This is a genomic window from Robertmurraya sp. FSL W8-0741 (assembly GCF_038004005.1).
GTDB lineage: Bacteria > Bacillota > Bacilli > Bacillales > Cytobacillaceae > Robertmurraya > Robertmurraya siralis.
Map to the genome: position 1 here is coordinate 4,063,487 of NZ_JBBOQG010000001.1, position 16,909 is coordinate 4,080,395.

Genomic DNA, 16,909 nt, shown 5'->3' on the forward strand with positions numbered 1-16,909 from the left:
TTTAAAAAATTCGAAAGGTGGATACACGCTACAGATGATGCCTTTTTTCACACATATCAATTAGATTCTCCACCTCTATATTTTTAAGCATGTAATTTATTCGTACTGCTAAATGAGGCATTTTCGGTCAAGAAACTAACAAGAACAAATGCAATGAGTGAAAATAATATTGGAAATACAACAGAATGAACACCCATCATATTCGGCGCAAAATTATGAATAATAATATAGGAGGAAGAACCAACAATCATTGAGGCAAGTGCACCATGTTCATTTCCTCGTTGCCAATAGAGCCCCATTATGACCGGCCATATAAATGCAGACTGTAAGCCGCCAAATGCGAATAGGTTCAACCAAATTAATAAATCCGGTGGACTTAATGCGATCGCAAACACTAAGATTCCTAATACCGTGGTCACACTGAAACTAACTTGTTTTATTTGTTTATTCGTTGCTTCCGGTTTGATGAAATTTAAATATACATCCTTTACTACCGCGGAGCTTACTAATAACAAAAGGGAGTCCACCGTGGACATAATCGCTGCTAGTGGTGCCGCAAGTACGACGCCAGCAAGCCATGGTGGTAGTACTTCCATCGTAATCATAGGCATAACGGTATCCCCAACTTCGATGTCAGGAAGAATCGGTCTTGCAAATACCCCGATTAAATGCATCCCAAGCATGATAAAACCAACAACAATCGTTCCAGTAACAAGTGCACGATGCATAGCTTTTGAGCTTTTGTACGACATTGCCCGAACCGTAACCTGCGGCAACGCAACCACCCCAACACCTACTAAAATCCAGAAGGAAGATACATAAGCTGGAGTGAGACCACCATCATGTCCGAACGGAGTTACGAGATTTGGATTTTCCGAAACAAGTTCTGCCATAATATTCGAAATACCACCACCCGCTATAATAGTGCCAATTAAAATAATAAATGTACCTACAAGCATTACGATCCCTTGGATTGTATCGGTTACAGCGACAGCACGAAAGCCACCGATAATGACATAGATAATGACACAGATTGCAAAAATAAACAGAGCAGAGGTATACGAGAGACCTGTTATCGATTCAATTAATCTAGCCCCGCCAACCCATTGGGCTGCCATTGCAGAAAAGATAAAGATAATAATGCTAAATGCAGCTAAAATTGAAACAGATTTATTGTTGTTATAGCGACTTCTTAAAAAATCAATAAGCGTGATCGCCTTATATTTACGAGCATATATGGCAAATTTTTTCCCAAGAATTAATAACGTAAAATAACCTGTCGCTACTTGGGCCATAGCGAGCAAAACCCAGCCCAATCCTTGAGTATACGCAGTACCCGGACCACCGATAAAACTACTCGCACTACCATATGTAGCCACCATCGTCATCGCTAAAATAAAACCACCTAACTCCCTGCTTCCAAGGAAATATTCCTGCAAAAAATTAGTAGAATTCTTGAGATAACGGGAGGACCAAAAACCGACAACAAATATTGAAATCACAAAAATAACTAATGGAAACATTACTTGCCAGTTCATCTATTCTCCTCCTCTTCCTCAAAACTTACTTCCGTTAAAAACCCTTTTACAACAATGATTACAAGGACAATCATTAACAGCGTCCCCACAACACAACTGTAAAAGAACCATGCCGGCAACCCGAAGACATATGTATATTCTTCAGGAGGAACAGAACCTAACCCGTATGCGAAGCCATACCACCATATAAAATTGATGACAACGAGACCAACCCCTATTAATGCTTCTTTGTTAGCTATTTTAAACCTTGGATCATTTTGATCAATCTGGCTATGCTTCATTCCCGTTTCTCCCCCTTCAATTCAATAGATCAAACTAATTAGTTTTCCTCCACAGCCTTCTGTGCTTATTAAAACTACACAACCTCCTTTGCCAGCAACTGAACTCAAATAAAAGAACTTTCAATTTTTAATATACAGAATATTTTAAATTTATAGTATAATGATACCACTTACATAACATTAGACAAATCATCAAATAATCCTTTAAAATGTTGTGCAATTTGTCCACGTAGCCCGAATTCTTTAATATAATTGCATCTCACTTAAATATGGAAAAGCGGCATAAATTGGGGCTGGTCTAGTTTGCTAGCTTTATGATGAACTCTTATAGAACAATTAAAAAAAGAACCACAATTAAAAGCGGTTCTTAAAATTTTTTCTCAAATTAGGATTTTACCACATTCTAATTATCCCTTTTTTGAGGAAGCCATTCATACTCATATTATTGTATTTCTGTTACCCTTTCTGTATTTTCCATAGATCATTTGCCTTCTGTATTTTGGTGCAAATACTATGTGATGCTTACAATTCCATATTGTGTGTGCTAAACTATTCATGTCCTTCATCAGGGCATACCTCCTTCATGCGTGAGATAAAGTGGTCGAGAAACCAACTTTATCCTACCATGAAGTGAGGTTTTTTGTTACCACGCTTTAAGCTCTCTGGAACCCCCGGCATAGCCAGGTGTTTTCTAAACATTTCATTTCTTGTCTTGGCCCAAAATGCGATTAAATGTATAACGATTAGATTTAGAAGATAATTTATAATGTACTCAAAAACTCCTCGCTAAAAAAACATGTTTTTTCTTCTCAATCTTTTTTTGCGAATTTCATGCTTTGATCTTGCAATTTAATAAGTACCTTACCGAATCGTCCTCCCTGGTAAATCGTTATTTTGTTACTTGAATCATATTGATCCAAATAATCTTCAATGATACGATGTGTTTCTTCATTTATAGGAAGTTTATAAATTTTTAACCAGTTCAAAACCTCTTGAATAGCGGCATCTCGAGACAACTCAGTGACTTTCATTTCTCGAGTGACAAGCGAATGAAATGCATACCCTTTCAGTAAAAGCAGCTGCATCAAATACATCATCTCAGCACTATTGGGTTTGTTGTAAGGACTTTTTAGAAGCGGTAATAATTCATCGATAAGACTATGCTCCTTTGGACCTGCTGACAGACTAATATAACAATACTTCCTGGCGCAACTCAATACTTTCTCTACGCTCTCCCAATCCACTATCGCTGGACACATAGATACGAATACTACATCAAAGGCCCCTTCCCATCCCTGCTGTTTTATATCAATATTTTCAAAAGCACCCTCAACTATCTCTACATTATCCTTAGCCCACTTTTTGCTGTTTTCCTCTAACAGTTTCACAAATGGGAGACAAGGTTCAACGGCTGTCACTTGCGCTCCCCTTTCCGCAAAGGGAATGGAAAATCCGCCGGACGCTGCGCCTATGTCCAATACAGAGGCTCCATTAAAATCTACTCCTTGGTCTTCCAGCCAACCGATAATTCGCTCTGTTCGCATTTTACCCTCTTCGCTAAATGATTGCTCATTGTACCTTTGAGCAATTGAATCAAAAGCGCGTGTCGGCTCTATCCCCCCTTCTTTCATCGTATTTACACTTGTCGATCGATCCTCTCTCCAAGCTTTTTCCCAAGCGAATTCATTATAAATATCTTTTAACATTGCTACACACCTCTTCCTTTTATTTCAAACAATCTAACTAATCCATTCAAAGAGTTTAAAGACTCCTTTTGTCCTTAATGATAGTAAAAAAATTTATCAGCATTGAGCTTCTTTTGCAAGAGCAGCTATCGTCATACTTTTTAAGTAATCCTCCATCTTCTTTTCTGCTTGCTCAACTACCCTTTGAATTGGGCATTGCGGACCATGGTCGAAACTGCAATCAAACAAAGAAGCAGAACCTTCAATAGCATGAATCACATCTAGAAACGAAATGTTCTCCCAATTGCTTTTCAATTTATAGCCACCATTCACCCCTGGCAAGGACTCAATCATTCCTGCCTTAACAAGTTTCGTTAATATTTTCGAAAGATAGGTAGGAGAAACATTTTGTCGCTCCGCTAATTTATGAACACTAATCGTTTCTCTCGGAGTAGCCTGAGCGAGGAAAAGCATAGTATGTAACGCATAATCTGTAGCCCGAGAATATTTCATTGTTCCACCACCTTTTAAAAAGAGACTTTACTTGTCTATAATATCCTCATTTAGTTTCGCTGTCAACAAATCCGCTGTCCTGCTCCACATACGCAATGAAATCAAGATAACCGATAAGTCCTAAGATAATAATGCATTTGAACCCACCCTTACCTATTCCTCAAATTCAGGATTTAATGCGCTATCGGGTTAAATTGAATCAATTTTAACTTTACTCTTCCTTACCATCTCCAACATAAGGAAGAGTGGAAAAAGAAATTTTCTAAGAAATTTCGGGCGCTTAAAGGATCAATTGTATTCAGGAAGATTCCAATATCAAATTAAAAACACCGTGTGAGTAAGGAGTCGTCGCATTCCTTACTTACACGGCTCATAATACTCGCAAAAATGCAGTAAAAAACATCGATTTTTTATAATCGATTTCATTATGTACATCCACTTATTAAAATACGAACAAAAGTAGACAATAACAACATTGCCTCACTCATAGCACTTTATTATTTTATGATTTTTAAATTATCTAAGGGAAAGAAAACGGCTTTTGCAGTTCCCATAATTTTTTCCTTTGATATAAAGCCTATGCTTGGATCTCGACTATCAGTACTATTCCGGCGATTATCTCCTAGGACAAAAAAGTATCCATCTGGCACTACTTCTTCACCTAAATACTCTTCTAATGTAAAGTCTTCAGTAAAAGTACCGCTGTCCTTTAATCTATCTTTATATTCTTCTAAATAAGGTTCTTCATATTTCTCACCATTAATAAAAAGCTCATCATTTTCATAAACAATGCGGTCCCCAGGGATACCAATAATACGTTTAATATAATTAGTATCTTTTTTTGCTTCAAATACAACGACATCAAATCTCTCATAATCCGTTAATTGGGGGCCTATTTTATCGACCACAACTCTATCTCCATTTTCAAATGTAGGCATCATTGAGGCACCATTAACTTCAATCGGTTCAAATAGAAAAAAGTGAATGCCCCATGCGGAAACAAACACAATCCCTATTGTTTTTATCCATTCGAATAGTTCATTTTTTTCTTTCTTTTTCTCCACATAAACACCTCATTCTCTTTTAAACTGCTATTATCGTTACTGCTAACACTTCCTCTATCATACTAGCATTATAAAGTCTCACAGTGCAACGACTGCAAAATTAAAAGAGAATTTGTGTGTGGAAATCTTCTCTCTAAGTCTATTGAATCCATTGTTGCAATCCCTGTACAACAGAAAGGATTGGTAAGTACACCTATTACCCTTATTACATCCATGGTAGGAGAATTCTCTTTCATAGACTCACCGAATCTAATAAATTAAGAAAAAGACAGAACCTCTCATTTAAGAGTTTCTGCCTATAAGAGAACTTTTTTTACCTTAATCCATAACTACCCGCTCCGCTATCTCCGGCTCAGCATTTGAATGCCAAATTAGTCGCATCCCCTCGTCACCCTCATCGCTATGAAACTCAAGTTCTGTCGCCGTTTGTTCCTCATAGTAGCGTGTTGATGATAATGGTAACAACTTTAGCACCATTCCATTTCCCATCTTCAAATATAACTTATCCTGCTCTACAAATACATCTACATCAAAAATATCTCCCTGTTCATTTGAAAATCTGTATTTTCCAAGCAATGTCCCAGCCTTCTTCAGATCTAGTGGAATGATTTTCTTATTCTCTAAAGGCTTTGGTACCGTGTAAGCCTCCCCACTTAAAATCTGTTCGATGCTATTCACCAACTGCTGTGTGTAAGCATGATCCCGCTCGCCATTTTGCAGCATAATTAATGTGAGATCACGGTCAATGTAACGTTTAAGTAATGTAGAGTATCCTGGCCAACCTCCACTGTGGTAGACGCTTTTCCCAAGTCGCTCATCATCCTCAAGCAGCCAGCCCATTCCATAATCAAATGTCTCACCATTATTCATTGTAACTGGAGAAAAAATCAACTGGCGCACACTCGAATTAAAGAAATCATCAGCATACAGGCCCCTATCCAGTCGCAATAAATCATCAGCGGTACTATTGACCATCCCATCCCCTTGTAACCCATCTAAATATTTTACATAATTCAGTTCCGGAATTTCATCAGGCAAAACATACCCATGTTCAATCCTATAAACATACCCAAAAGCGTAATCATCTGGAACATTCCTTGGATCGACTCGGCGATTATAGACCTGCGTTCGCTTCATCCCGAGAGGTTGAAAGATTTGTTCGTCCAAAAAGTCGCCGTAACTCTGACCACTAATCCGCTCGATGAGGATGGCTAACAAAATATAACCCGTGTTGCTGTACAGCCAACTCTCATTAGGAGCAAACAACGGCTCAGGCTGATGCTCAATCAGCATACGCAGCACATCCTCATTGTAAGCATAACGCATAGGATCCCACTTGTTTGCAAATAACTCCATATAATCAGGTAAACCCGATGTATGACTGAGTAAATGTCGTACTGTAATTCCTGGATACGGCAGTTCAGGAATCCAGTTAGCAATGGGATCATCCCAATTCAACTTCCCTTGTTGTTGCAAACGGACAATACCTAAAGCCGTAATTGGTTTGGATACAGAAGCCAGTTCGAACATGGAACCCCTCGTCAAATGGCGCCCGTTCCCATCATTGTATTCCGCTCTCCCTATCGCTTCACATAACACTGTTTTCCCTTCAACAGCTACAAGTACCACACCATTGAAAAATCCTTGATTTTTAATCTCTGTAAATAATGATGTGAATTGCGGCTCCAACTCTTCTTTTCTCATTATTTTCCACCTCGATTTATCGTCACTTTCATAACCGTTTACTTCTCGGAAGAATTGAACAGTTATAATAGCTCTCCGATTTGCTGTATCAATTCTCCATTATTTCTTGAAATGCCTCCTTTGATTCCCATTGTAGTACCTAACGTAACTGTAGCTGCAAGTGATAAAATCAAATTCACCAAAACGATTTGCTTCGTTAATCTTTTCTCTGCCATAAATAAAGTAGTTTTTTCAAATCAATCAATAGTACTTATTTTTCTTCCAGTAACCCAACCAAAATAAAGATTTATACCTTGAATTTGTACTTGGCCCACTATGCTATCTTTCGTAGGAGATAGATGAAATAGTTTAACAAACTCTGCATAGTCTGAATACCATTTTCCAGTTTCACTAAATGAATGAACAAGCATTAGTGTATGCTTGGCAGTCATATTAGCGGCCTCCATCATCGCAGATGCTGCTCTATGTAATAATTGGTACCTTATTTTAAGCACTTGTTTTTCTTGCAAACCTAATATTTCGAGTATTGAATCTAGTCTATTTCTCTTCCCTTTACTAGGATGATTCCCCAGCCAAGTTTCCACAGTTACTCCAAAAGGCTCTGAAACCTTTCCTTCGACCATAATCGTTAATAGTTCAGCATTTGACTTGGCAAGAATAAAAAGATCGTTTTGAGAGCTTGCCCTCCCACCAGGTAAAGGCACTTTGTACTCTGGAAATCCAAACAATACTTCTACATTTTTGAATATTGGTAACTCACTTTGTTTGAATACTCTTTCAACACAAGCTGGTAGTTTCGTGGCTCCTTCCCAGCAATAAGCCAATTCGTAAGCCGAATATCCACTTTTCCACTGCTTATCAGGATTAGCAAGGCATTTTCTCCATGACTCTGGACCATCAGTTCGCACAAAGTAATCTCCCATTAACCTGCCTCCTATATATTTTTTCATTGATTAATAGTTTTATAATTTAAGTAATGCTCCACCGTTTTCAAATATGTTTTCCAATCCTTATAATGTTCTTGAATCTTCCTAACCAAGATATCATCAATCAGATCCTCTTCGTTATATATGCCGTGTCGACGCATGCTTTCTAGCCTATTGAAGTACTGTTGTACAGAAATAGATTTTAACTGCCTCTCTCCTTTTTTAAGAATATGTTTTTGCATTAAATAATCTTGAAAGTCCATTTCTTTCTCCTCACTTTCTGCATGAATTTTATGACGGTAAATATTATTTTGATTTTTCAAGAATAGCTCTCTCACCCATTCCTCTCCCTTTTTGGACAGATGTGTTACAAACTCCTGACCAATACCTGTCTTCACTGTACAAAATTTTTCCTGTTCAATTTGCCAGGTCTTTTGGTGGACCTGTGTAAGATTCTTATAAAAAAAGATTGGCAATTTCCAAGTAGCTTTATTAGATTCCTTACTGCATGAGAGTAATAAATCATCATTTAAGGTAATAAAATAACCGCAGCCTGGAATATTTAAGTCTTCAAATAACCATTGATCGGGTAAAAAAATATAATTCTTCTGGTTTCTTTTAAAAGCGGCTTCTGTGATGTGAGGATGATGTTCGAGGTTGTATGGTTCGATGATTTCTTTACATTCCATATAAGTCTCTATTCTTTTCTTTATCTTTAACCACCCGTAAATATAATGGCCAGATACTTTTTTATTGGATGTTGACTGAAACCCACCAAAGAATAGAAAAATGGATCCATCTTTTACATTGTGATTCTCCAGATGAGGCGCAGCATTAAATTGTCCAAACCCCTTACCAATTATAAAATTCTTATTTTCCACTAACCAAGGAGGCTTTCCTAACATCGGATCGAAATGAGTAAATAAATTAGGATCATCAATAGAAGCATACTCGTTTTTTCGTAACTTTACCTGGTCTTTCCCCTTGAAGCTTTTATATACTTCGCTTAAATTAGAACCTTTTAGGTTACAAAGATATTCATTTTTTACAAGTATATCTGTATATCGAATCTGATTTGAGTAACTATTTACTTTCTCTGGTATTGGAAACCATATATAATGCCCTGAGTCATGGTCATATGGGGACAAACATCCTCCACTCCCAGAGTCAAACCCTTTTCTGCTAAGAACTAATTTCATAAAATCGCCCTCTTTAATTTTATTTAAAAAATTTTTATAAACACTGTCCATTTATAATACAGGGCTTTATAAAAAAAAATTACCATTCCGATTCCATAAAGCTCCTTTACAACTCTTTCTTTGCATTGATCCATTTTTAAATATCAAAAGCCAAAAACTTAATTCAAGGTACTGCTTAAGAAATAGTCAAAAACCATTGTTTTTCGTCTTTCTAGCCTCAGTATTTAAATAAACAATCTAACATCATCAATGAATAGTTTTTGTTTCTCTTAAAATATTGAAATCCTGATCTATTAAAATGACATTATCAACCAGATACTTAGGATCGGTTGTATTTGCATTAAAAAAACCAAGTACTGCACTATAAAATTTTTCTGCCTCTTGCTCATATTCTTTTCCTTTAGATTGAATAATAAAAGCTTTGCCATATTCATTTATAACAGCATCTGTACCGGAAACAGAATCAAACCAAGTTGTTTTATGATATCGATAGAAGTTTTCACTCATGTACATATCAAGTGCTTTTTTAATCGCCTCTTCTTGTTGCACATGTTGGTTATCACTATTTAACTTTTCATAGTTTTTATTTTCTAAAGTATCTGAAGTAGTTGAAGATATCTTTGATGGATTATTAGCATTTACACCTATTATTACTCCAGCGACAATTACAATAAGAAGCATCCATATATTAATTTCGCGTTTCATTTTATCCTCCTATTCAATTTTGAAGAACATATTAGTTATTATTTTTCTTTTTTCAATATGTATTTATCAATCTATTCTATCAATAGTTTCTCTTTTACCATTATTAGTTAAAGGTTCCCTCCATTTTCAAACACTATATATAAATATTCAACAACTGTAAAAAAAAACCTGTTTTTAATGTAAAAAGACTCATTTCAAAATCGAATGAGTCTTAACTAAAATTCATTATTAAAAATTTTGCAAAAAAAGATACATAGTCTAATCGGTTGATTCTTTTTATCTGATTAGACTAACCTATTTTATTAAAATTGTTATTACCATTTAATTAACACTAAATCAAGTGTATTTCCAAAAAAGCCCTACAATCTCAAAGAATGTCAAAGACGATTGGTCAACGAGTTGGGCGAAAGATAAATTTACTAATAGGTGAGTCCCACAATTCCATCATACATCAGCAGATTAGGGGAACTGATACTTATGATTATTTATCTTCCCTTAATATATACTCGTTTCCATCTTGATCATAAAAAACGAACATACTTCCATACGGTATTTTTAATAATTCCTCCACCTTTACACCCTTTTGCTTCATATCCTCGTAAGCCGCTTCAATATCAGTAGTACTAAAGAGAACAGATGGATGAGCAACTTTAGATGGCTGTTGATTCTCCATTAATGATTTAGAATAAAGAATTAACGTGGTAAACTCATCCTCATTAGGGCCTACTTCAATCCAAGTCGCATTAGATCCCATTGGTTGTTCTAGCTTTAATACAAAGCCAAGTTTTTCTAACCAGAACGCTTTTGCTTGTTCTTGGTCTTCTACATAGATAGTAATTTTCCCAATTTTATTAATCATTTAAGTTCCCCCACTTACTTAAAATCTGAATCTTATATCTTTTTTTCCAGGTATTGCATGATTACACCACTTATCGTCTCACTGGCAGTATTGTTTTATACTGCTGAACTCAAAAAACCCCAGCCTTTAGGCTAACAAGCTGTATCTTCACCGGCACGCCACATATCAACGGTTTTGTGAATAAATTGTTCCAATCCCGTATCTTCCATCTTTATTGATTTTTTAATGCGAATACAGCCTTTCCCATAACTATAGCCCGCTAGTAGGGTTTCTGCATTTTCGATTTTTTCTATTGTACCCACATAGAGACTGACATAATGTTTTTGCGCATTTAAAGCAAAAATATAGTTGTCGTCTTTACCATAATTCAACATTTTATAGCGGATAACTTCTTCTAGTTCAGGTGCGTATGTAAATATCATTTGTCGAATTGCGAGCAGTTTCTCTTTTCTCCAATCGTCTTCAAGCATTTCCAAATATTCTTCAGCATTCTTTGCATCATATTGCATGTTGAAGTTTCACTCCTACATTTTCAGTTTTACCGTAAACAAATTCAGTTTTTTTAATAATCTTTAGGAGACTTTAAATTCTTTGGAACACGAGAGTCGTACATTTACTAATAAGGTTGTGCTGTACCATTAACTCTTCTTCATTTAGCAATGGTCATTAATCTACATCAAATGAATGATATTAACATCTTTACGATATTTTTTAATGTATTCAGCAAGCACTCTCCGATGGCAATGATGAGGCTTATGCTCACTGCAAAGTAAACATACTGTCTTGTTGCCTATTATCTCATCTATTTTTTCTTTTATATTGCGTTCAATTAGCAATTCTAAATATCTTTTTTCAAACGTATCTGAAGAAATCTCCTTTTTTCTAAACGCCTTTACTAGATCATCCGTTGGTGCAAGAAGAAGTTCATGAACATACTCAATCTTTCTTAATTCCATAATATATTGTAAATCATCTTTTTTTGAATAACCCGATAACTGTGAAGTATTATTTAGTCTGATATCTATTAACTTAGCTACATGATTACGTTCTAATAACTCTACGAAAGTCCGTAAATTTTTTTGTGAAAAACCAATTGTACATAAATCCATTGTCATCGTAACTCTCCGAAAATTTTGTTAAGTACCTATCGTCCTGAATAAGCTGACACTCTTATTACAAATAATGCTTGACTTAATTGGCATACAGCTAAGGGCAGTATTGGACATTGTCAAATCATTATAAAAGGTGGGTAAACCAGCGGTATTACGACCATGCGAAAGCTTTCAAACTTGTATATTATCGCTATACTATTCGCTTTGTCTTTTTTTCGTATATCACAACGGTCAAAATTGAAACAAGGACAATCGCAGCGTTTGCAGCAATAGTTCCCGGCCATGTCATCGTCATGGTGCCAAAAATAGGGGATGCTGCATTGAACATGGTATGGAATAATACGGACATAAAGACAAAGCCTTTTCCTGAAATTTTGTAGATTGCTCCGTGGAAAAACCGAAAAGCCATGAGTTGAACTACAAACATCCAAAAGTTAATGAGCCCTTCACCGTGATTCGTCCCCGCAATGAAGAAAAGAGGGATATGCCATACAGTCCAAATAATCCCAGTATAAACAGAAGATACAACAAATCCGTATTTTTTGGCGAGTTTAGACTGCAATATGTACATCCAGCCAGCTTCCTCTAAGCCGCCAATAATGAGATTACCAGGCAGCGAAAGAAAAAACGTATAAAATGGAAGCACCATTTCCGTGTGGTCTGAAACTGCAATATGGATCAAGAAGTACAGTGCAAGCCCTGCAAAAACAAAGAAATAGACAAATATATTGTTTTTGACATAGAAAACCGTTTTCAACCATTCCTTAAAACCTGCTATTTGTTTATTTTTCTTCAAAATGACATAAGAAGCAATAGCAGGCGACAAAATATAGATTGCAAAAGGAATATTCATCAAGAATTGCTGGAATGTGTAAACCCAATTGTGAACCGAATATCCAAATGGTCCAAGAGCAATCAAAGCACCTGACACAAGATAGGCGATACAAAAGGTCAGCAGCGTAAATTGTACTGTAATTTTTTTGTCTGTCACAATATCCTCACCTCACATTTTAAAGCATCCTTTTAACGGAACACACCTCATCTACCATCAATGTGACTCAGCTTTTTTATATTAACAAGTTCTGAATTTGCCCTTGAATCCAAAAGATGCCTCTAATGTCGTAAATTTAAGCCATCTAAATTCCGGATCAGCAATCCCCTTACTAAAAAACCGACGATCTGATTCTGACCATAACCTTTCTTTCAATGCTGCATCCTCGACAAATTTGACCTCTCCAATTAAAGTTACACTATCTGTGTCTTTAAAGTAACAGACTGAAGCTTTGGAATTATGTTCAAACTGTGTTGCCCTGCCATGAAGATGTGAACGCTTGGATATCAAAGAATATTTTTTTTTAACCCATAATCGCAAACTTTAGCCATTAAACATGTTTTAAGGTAACCCTGCTCATTAATTTAGAAAGCGGGAGAAAATAACGGCATCTACTAAAATATCTATCATATCCTGATTGCTCACAAAGTTCATTAACAAATTAATATAACATGGAGTAAATCGTTAACCATGAGTCCTTTTGAAAATATATTGTGAATGTTCTTGTTAAAGACAATTATAGCATTACTTACTTTTCTATTTTTAGAAGTTTCGTCGAACATCTGTCATCATTACTGACAAGAGAAATGGCTTTATAGTCACTCTGATCAGGTTTGTCAGACCCCTCTCCTACTGCATTAAAATGAGCGAATTTTTTTAACTTCATCAATAAGTGGAAACATAAAAAAGAGCTTGGACTTATCAAGCTCTTACTTGTTACTTCCATTTTCAATTATCCTGTACCATTACAGGAAGCAAAAGAAAAACAAGAAATATCATGTTATGATGATTCTGTTGCTTACATTAGAAAGCTCCATTTTTATAGTATCGCTTGTTAAATTAAAGGATACAATGAATATCGCATATTCGCTTTTCTAATCATTGAGCAAGCGACCATTATCATTCCACTGGCCATACATTTTATTTTCTCTTGTATTTACAATAAACTTTTCTAACCTTTTATTAAAAATACTAGGTTCGTTTCTATAGCTTTGAATCGTATCAATTCTAATTCTTCTATATAGTTCCGGAAAGTTAATAAAATTCTCGTATAATTGTTCGTCTTCTTTCAGAAGCGCTTCAATATCCTTATCTATAGTAAAAGATTCCGGTCTCATATCAGGGAGAATTTTCAGCCCTTCCTCTTTCATTAGACCTAATTTATCTAATCTCCTTACTCTTTCTTTATTTAATTCTGTCCAATTACTTGTTTTCTTTCTTGGGGAAAGCCTTTGAGCTAATTCAGTATCTGATATTTTTTTCTTTATTCCATCAATCCAACCAAAGCATAACGCTTCCTCAACTGCATCTAGATACTGGATGACTCCTGATTGTTCACTCATGCTTACGATTACCCAACAAAATCTTTCAGTATTTGAATTCGCCTCAAGCCAATCTCTCAATTCCTGCCTTGTCTTAGCTCTAATTAAATTCTTAACTTCCATTTCAAACATATCCTCTCTAATTCAATATGAGCGGTTTTACACTTAGAAAAATGAACGATTGAAACTGGACGACTTATACTCCAACAAGCAGGTAGCCTTGCCATCCCTCAACTGTTCTTCATAATAAACGACTTCCCTTCCACTCATTAACATGATGTTTTCATTGACAACTGAAATCTATAGTCTAAATATATTCTAAAACAAACAGTGCGTTTCCGCATGCATGTCACTATTACTTAGAATACCTTCCATTTCTTCAAAAAACGAAACCTGCTTGCGACAAACCCTTCTTAAAAACTTCTATTTTTATGCTCAGACTTAGGATATTCAATCACACTTAAAGGACCAATATGGCTAGTACTCATCTAAATTTTTGGACACCTACAATAACGTTAATTAAATTACCTTTACCAACTGCTTTCCAATATTCTCCCCTTTAAATAAGCCGATGAAGGCATTGGGGGCATTTTCTAATCCTTCTATAACTGTCTCTTTATACGTTAATTTTCCTTCCTTTACCCACGAAATGAGCTGTGCGCTTGCTTCTCTAAATTGACTGCGATAGTCGCTGACAATGAAGCCCTGCATTAATGCACTCTTTGTGACAAGCTGCCCCCCGACTCTTGGACCCATTGGCAGCGATTCTGCATTATACATCGATATTTGACCGCATAACGGAATTCTAGCTTTATAATTAATCCTTCTCATCACAGCGTCGGATACTTCTCCTCCGACGTTGTCAAAATATATATCAACTCCGTTCGGACAGGCTTCTTTTAAATTTTGATAGAAAGAGTCTTCTTTATAATTAAGAGCAGCAGCAAAGCCTAATTCCTCTTTTAGCCACCTACACTTTTCTTCTGAACCTGCGATTCCTACCACTTTTAATCCCTTTAGTTTTGCAATCTGACCTACTATAGAGCCTACAGCTCCAGCGGCACCGGAGATCACAATGGTTTCTCCTTCTTGCGGTTTCCCTATATTCATCAAGCCACAATAAGCAGTTAACCCAGGCATACCAGTGATGCCTAGAGCAGTAGTCAATGATACTTCTCCATAGTTTTCAAGTTTACGTATCCCTTTCCCACTTGATATCGAATAATCTGCCCAATCGAGACTACCTTCAATCATATCTCCAATCAAGAAGCGCTCATTTTTTGAGTCAATAACCTCACCGATTACTCCGCCTGTCAATGGTTCATTCAATTCAAACGGATCGACGTAAGTCTTTACCCCGTTCATTCTTCCTCTCATATATGGATCGACTGATAAATAATGGGTTTTGATAAGGATTTCACCGTCTTCAATCGATCGTAGCTTTCTCGTTTCTAATAAAAAATCCTCTTGTACAGGCATTCCTTTCGGACGTCTTGCTAATAAGTAAACACGATTTACATTACTCATTTGAATCCCTCCTCTATTTAACTATATTCTTTCTTTCACCGCTTTTTCCTTTAATAGAAATGAAAGTCGATCAGGAAATCTTGACCGACTTTCACCTCGTATTTACTCAACAGGAGCAACCGCACCATCTTCAATGGCACCGTATTGTGTTGCTAAATTAAAGCCTCCATTTTCATCAATCTCTTCAACGACATAGACTTTCTTATCTTCTGGTAAGGAATCGATACCATCTTGCATATGCTCGTGAATCAGTTTTGCATCCTCTACACTACCGGCTGCCTTCATTGCTTCCACAAAGATAAAAAGAGATAAATAGTGGAATCCAGCTTCTGAACCTGGATCTTTGTTGAACTTTGCTTGATAGCTGTCAATAAACGGCTTTGTTCCAGGATAGTCTGAGAATATGAGCGGCATCGTTCCAATAGCTCCTTCAAAGGTTTCATACGTTCCTGAAATCGCTTTCATTTCATCCAGCTTCGCCTGATCCATCACGATAAAGCCACCTTCAAAGCCAAGCTCTCTAGCTTGAATCGCAAGTTTTGCCGTTGGCTCTGATGCTCCACCAATAAAGAGTACATCCGGATCATCCTTTAAAGCATTGGTTAAGATTGTAAAAAAATCTGTTTCTTTTGAGAAATCGATCGCAGTATTGTAAACAACTTCTCCACCTTGACTTTCCCAATAAGGCAATAAAGCTTCTGACCAATCTTTTCCATATTGTGTTGCCGTTGGTAGTGAAGCTATTTTCGGACCAAAACGTTCCAGCGCATATTTTGTGAAAGGCTCAATATACCCATCGTACGTTGGTGGAATTCGTACCGTCAAACTGTTTCCGACTTGAGTAATATCCGGTTCACTGGAATAAGCTGCGACGATAAATTGGTCCTGTTCATTGAACACTTGCATCGCTGCAATACCGCCACTATGCGGATTGTAAATGATTGGTGTTTTATTTTCTTGTACAAGTCGCTTGGCATTTGCTGCCGCTTCATTTGGCATATACTTATCATCTAATGATACGATTTGAATATTATATTTTTTCCCATTTACTTCAAAGCCCTCTTTATTAATTTCTTCTTCCGCTAATTGCAAACCACTTAATGTATTTTCTCCGTAATAGGCAGCAGGACCACTTAAAGGTCCACTATAGCCAATATAAACAATCTCCGCATCTTCATTTGTTTCTTTCCCTTCGTTTTCAACTGAAGGAGCTGGTGCGGTTGTATCGTTACTACAAGCAGCAAGAAACAACATGATTGTCAAAATAAATAATGAAACGATTGTCTTCCCCTTTTTCATAAACCTCTCCTCATTTCATTGTATGATTGGGCTCTTTTCGCAAAGATTGTTGCTTTTGAGCCGTAGATGGATTAAAAAGCACCATTTATCTTGCAAACAATAGGCTAGTGACGTGCAAAAATAA

Annotated in this window: 17 protein-coding genes and 1 pseudogene; all 18 read right to left on the bottom strand. The window is 36.4% G+C overall.

Annotated elements, in window-relative coordinates; all coding sequences use genetic code 11:
* Positions 1–83: 83 nt before the first annotated feature.
* The 18 genes and pseudogenes from panF to NST02_RS19870 all read right to left on the bottom strand — a co-directional run bounded on the left by panF (position 84) and on the right by NST02_RS19870 (position 16,785).
* The gene (panF, locus tag NST02_RS19790) at positions 84–1,538 is read right to left on the bottom strand and encodes a sodium/pantothenate symporter (protein ID WP_137744089.1); all 1,455 of its coding nucleotides are present in this window, start codon (positions 1,536–1,538) and stop codon (positions 84–86) included.
* Positions 1,535–1,819 carry a YhdT family protein gene (locus NST02_RS19795; RefSeq protein WP_137744088.1) on the bottom strand — a complete coding sequence of 95 codons (285 nt, stop codon included), beginning with the start codon at positions 1,817–1,819 and terminating at the stop codon, positions 1,535–1,537. The genes panF and NST02_RS19795 overlap by 4 nt, the downstream gene beginning before the upstream one ends.
* A gap of 461 nt (positions 1,820–2,280) precedes the next feature.
* Positions 2,281–2,385, bottom strand: a pseudogene (locus NST02_RS19800) (IS200/IS605 family transposase); the annotation flags it as partial.
* Positions 2,386–2,628: 243 nt separating this feature from the next.
* Entirely contained in the window at positions 2,629–3,525 is an 897-nt protein-coding gene (locus tag NST02_RS19805) for a class I SAM-dependent methyltransferase (protein WP_095309235.1), read from the bottom strand.
* Positions 3,526–3,621: 96 nt separating this feature from the next.
* Positions 3,622–4,017: an Rrf2 family transcriptional regulator gene (locus NST02_RS19810; protein ID WP_095309233.1), complete on the bottom strand. Its 396-nt coding sequence runs from the start codon at positions 4,015–4,017 to the stop codon at positions 3,622–3,624.
* Positions 4,018–4,514: 497 nt separating this feature from the next.
* Positions 4,515–5,081 (bottom strand): signal peptidase I, encoded by a 567-nt coding sequence (gene lepB / locus NST02_RS19815; RefSeq protein WP_137744622.1) that lies wholly within the window; start codon positions 5,079–5,081, stop codon positions 4,515–4,517.
* A gap of 318 nt (positions 5,082–5,399) precedes the next feature.
* The gene (locus NST02_RS19820) at positions 5,400–6,785 is read right to left on the bottom strand and encodes a serine hydrolase domain-containing protein (RefSeq protein WP_137744623.1); all 1,386 of its coding nucleotides are present in this window, start codon (positions 6,783–6,785) and stop codon (positions 5,400–5,402) included.
* Between the two features lie 236 nt (positions 6,786–7,021).
* A complete protein-coding gene (locus tag NST02_RS19825) occupies positions 7,022–7,708 on the bottom strand; it encodes a DUF6946 family protein (protein ID WP_095309227.1) in 687 nt (228 codons plus the stop codon).
* A gap of 23 nt (positions 7,709–7,731) precedes the next feature.
* Complete coding sequence (locus tag NST02_RS19830; RefSeq protein WP_137744624.1) at positions 7,732–8,910, bottom strand: Nmad3 family putative nucleotide modification protein; 1,179 nt, start codon at positions 8,908–8,910, stop codon at positions 7,732–7,734.
* Positions 8,911–9,156: 246 nt separating this feature from the next.
* A complete protein-coding gene (locus NST02_RS19835; RefSeq protein ID WP_137744625.1) occupies positions 9,157–9,615 on the bottom strand; it encodes a hypothetical protein in 459 nt (152 codons plus the stop codon).
* 481 nt (positions 9,616–10,096) lie between these two features.
* Positions 10,097–10,474 (bottom strand): VOC family protein, encoded by a 378-nt coding sequence (locus NST02_RS19840; RefSeq protein ID WP_137744626.1) that lies wholly within the window; start codon positions 10,472–10,474, stop codon positions 10,097–10,099.
* Between the two features lie 131 nt (positions 10,475–10,605).
* Positions 10,606–10,983, bottom strand: coding sequence for an iron chaperone (locus NST02_RS19845; RefSeq protein WP_095309219.1), 378 nt, complete (start codon positions 10,981–10,983; stop codon positions 10,606–10,608).
* Between the two features lie 162 nt (positions 10,984–11,145).
* Positions 11,146–11,589, bottom strand: a complete 444-nt coding sequence (locus NST02_RS19850; RefSeq protein ID WP_225310678.1) for a DUF488 domain-containing protein — start codon at positions 11,587–11,589, stop codon at positions 11,146–11,148.
* Between the two features lie 187 nt (positions 11,590–11,776).
* Entirely contained in the window at positions 11,777–12,577 is an 801-nt protein-coding gene (locus NST02_RS19855) for a CPBP family intramembrane glutamic endopeptidase (protein WP_095309217.1), read from the bottom strand.
* A gap of 81 nt (positions 12,578–12,658) precedes the next feature.
* Complete coding sequence (locus tag NST02_RS23810) at positions 12,659–12,958, bottom strand: pyridoxamine 5'-phosphate oxidase family protein (RefSeq protein ID WP_137744627.1); 300 nt, start codon at positions 12,956–12,958, stop codon at positions 12,659–12,661.
* Between the two features lie 554 nt (positions 12,959–13,512).
* Positions 13,513–14,082, bottom strand: coding sequence for a YdeI/OmpD-associated family protein (locus tag NST02_RS19860; protein WP_095309212.1), 570 nt, complete (start codon positions 14,080–14,082; stop codon positions 13,513–13,515).
* Positions 14,083–14,478: 396 nt separating this feature from the next.
* Positions 14,479–15,486, bottom strand: a complete 1,008-nt coding sequence (locus NST02_RS19865; RefSeq protein WP_095309210.1) for an NADP-dependent oxidoreductase — start codon at positions 15,484–15,486, stop codon at positions 14,479–14,481.
* Between the two features lie 102 nt (positions 15,487–15,588).
* On the bottom strand, positions 15,589–16,785 hold the full coding sequence (locus NST02_RS19870) for an ABC transporter substrate-binding protein (protein WP_095309208.1): 1,197 nt from the start codon (positions 16,783–16,785) through the stop codon (positions 15,589–15,591).
* Between the last annotated feature and the right edge of the window lie 124 nt (positions 16,786–16,909).

Excerpts from the sequence above, each read along its gene's own strand:
- panF (WP_137744089.1), bottom strand. The coding sequence starts at position 1,538 with ATGAACTGGCAAGTAATGTTTCCATTAGTTATTTTTGTGATTTCAATA.
- NST02_RS19795 (WP_137744088.1), bottom strand. The coding sequence starts at position 1,819 with ATGAAGCATAGCCAGATTGATCAAAATGATCCAAGGTTTAAAATAGCT.
- NST02_RS19805 (WP_095309235.1), bottom strand. The coding sequence starts at position 3,525 with ATGTTAAAAGATATTTATAATGAATTCGCTTGGGAAAAAGCTTGGAGA.
- NST02_RS19810 (WP_095309233.1), bottom strand. The coding sequence starts at position 4,017 with ATGAAATATTCTCGGGCTACAGATTATGCGTTACATACTATGCTTTTC.
- NST02_RS19820 (WP_137744623.1), bottom strand. The coding sequence starts at position 6,785 with ATGAGAAAAGAAGAGTTGGAGCCGCAATTCACATCATTATTTACAGAG.
- NST02_RS19825 (WP_095309227.1), bottom strand. The coding sequence starts at position 7,708 with ATGGGAGATTACTTTGTGCGAACTGATGGTCCAGAGTCATGGAGAAAA.
- NST02_RS19830 (WP_137744624.1), bottom strand. The coding sequence starts at position 8,910 with ATGAAATTAGTTCTTAGCAGAAAAGGGTTTGACTCTGGGAGTGGAGGA.
- NST02_RS19835 (WP_137744625.1), bottom strand. The coding sequence starts at position 9,615 with ATGAAACGCGAAATTAATATATGGATGCTTCTTATTGTAATTGTCGCT.
- NST02_RS19840 (WP_137744626.1), bottom strand. The coding sequence starts at position 10,474 with ATGATTAATAAAATTGGGAAAATTACTATCTATGTAGAAGACCAAGAA.
- NST02_RS19845 (WP_095309219.1), bottom strand. The coding sequence starts at position 10,983 with ATGCAATATGATGCAAAGAATGCTGAAGAATATTTGGAAATGCTTGAA.
- NST02_RS19850 (WP_225310678.1), bottom strand. The coding sequence starts at position 11,589 with ATGACAATGGATTTATGTACAATTGGTTTTTCACAAAAAAATTTACGG.
- NST02_RS19860 (WP_095309212.1), bottom strand. The coding sequence starts at position 14,082 with ATGGAAGTTAAGAATTTAATTAGAGCTAAGACAAGGCAGGAATTGAGA.
- NST02_RS19865 (WP_095309210.1), bottom strand. The coding sequence starts at position 15,486 with ATGAGTAATGTAAATCGTGTTTACTTATTAGCAAGACGTCCGAAAGGA.
- NST02_RS19870 (WP_095309208.1), bottom strand. The coding sequence starts at position 16,785 with ATGAAAAAGGGGAAGACAATCGTTTCATTATTTATTTTGACAATCATG.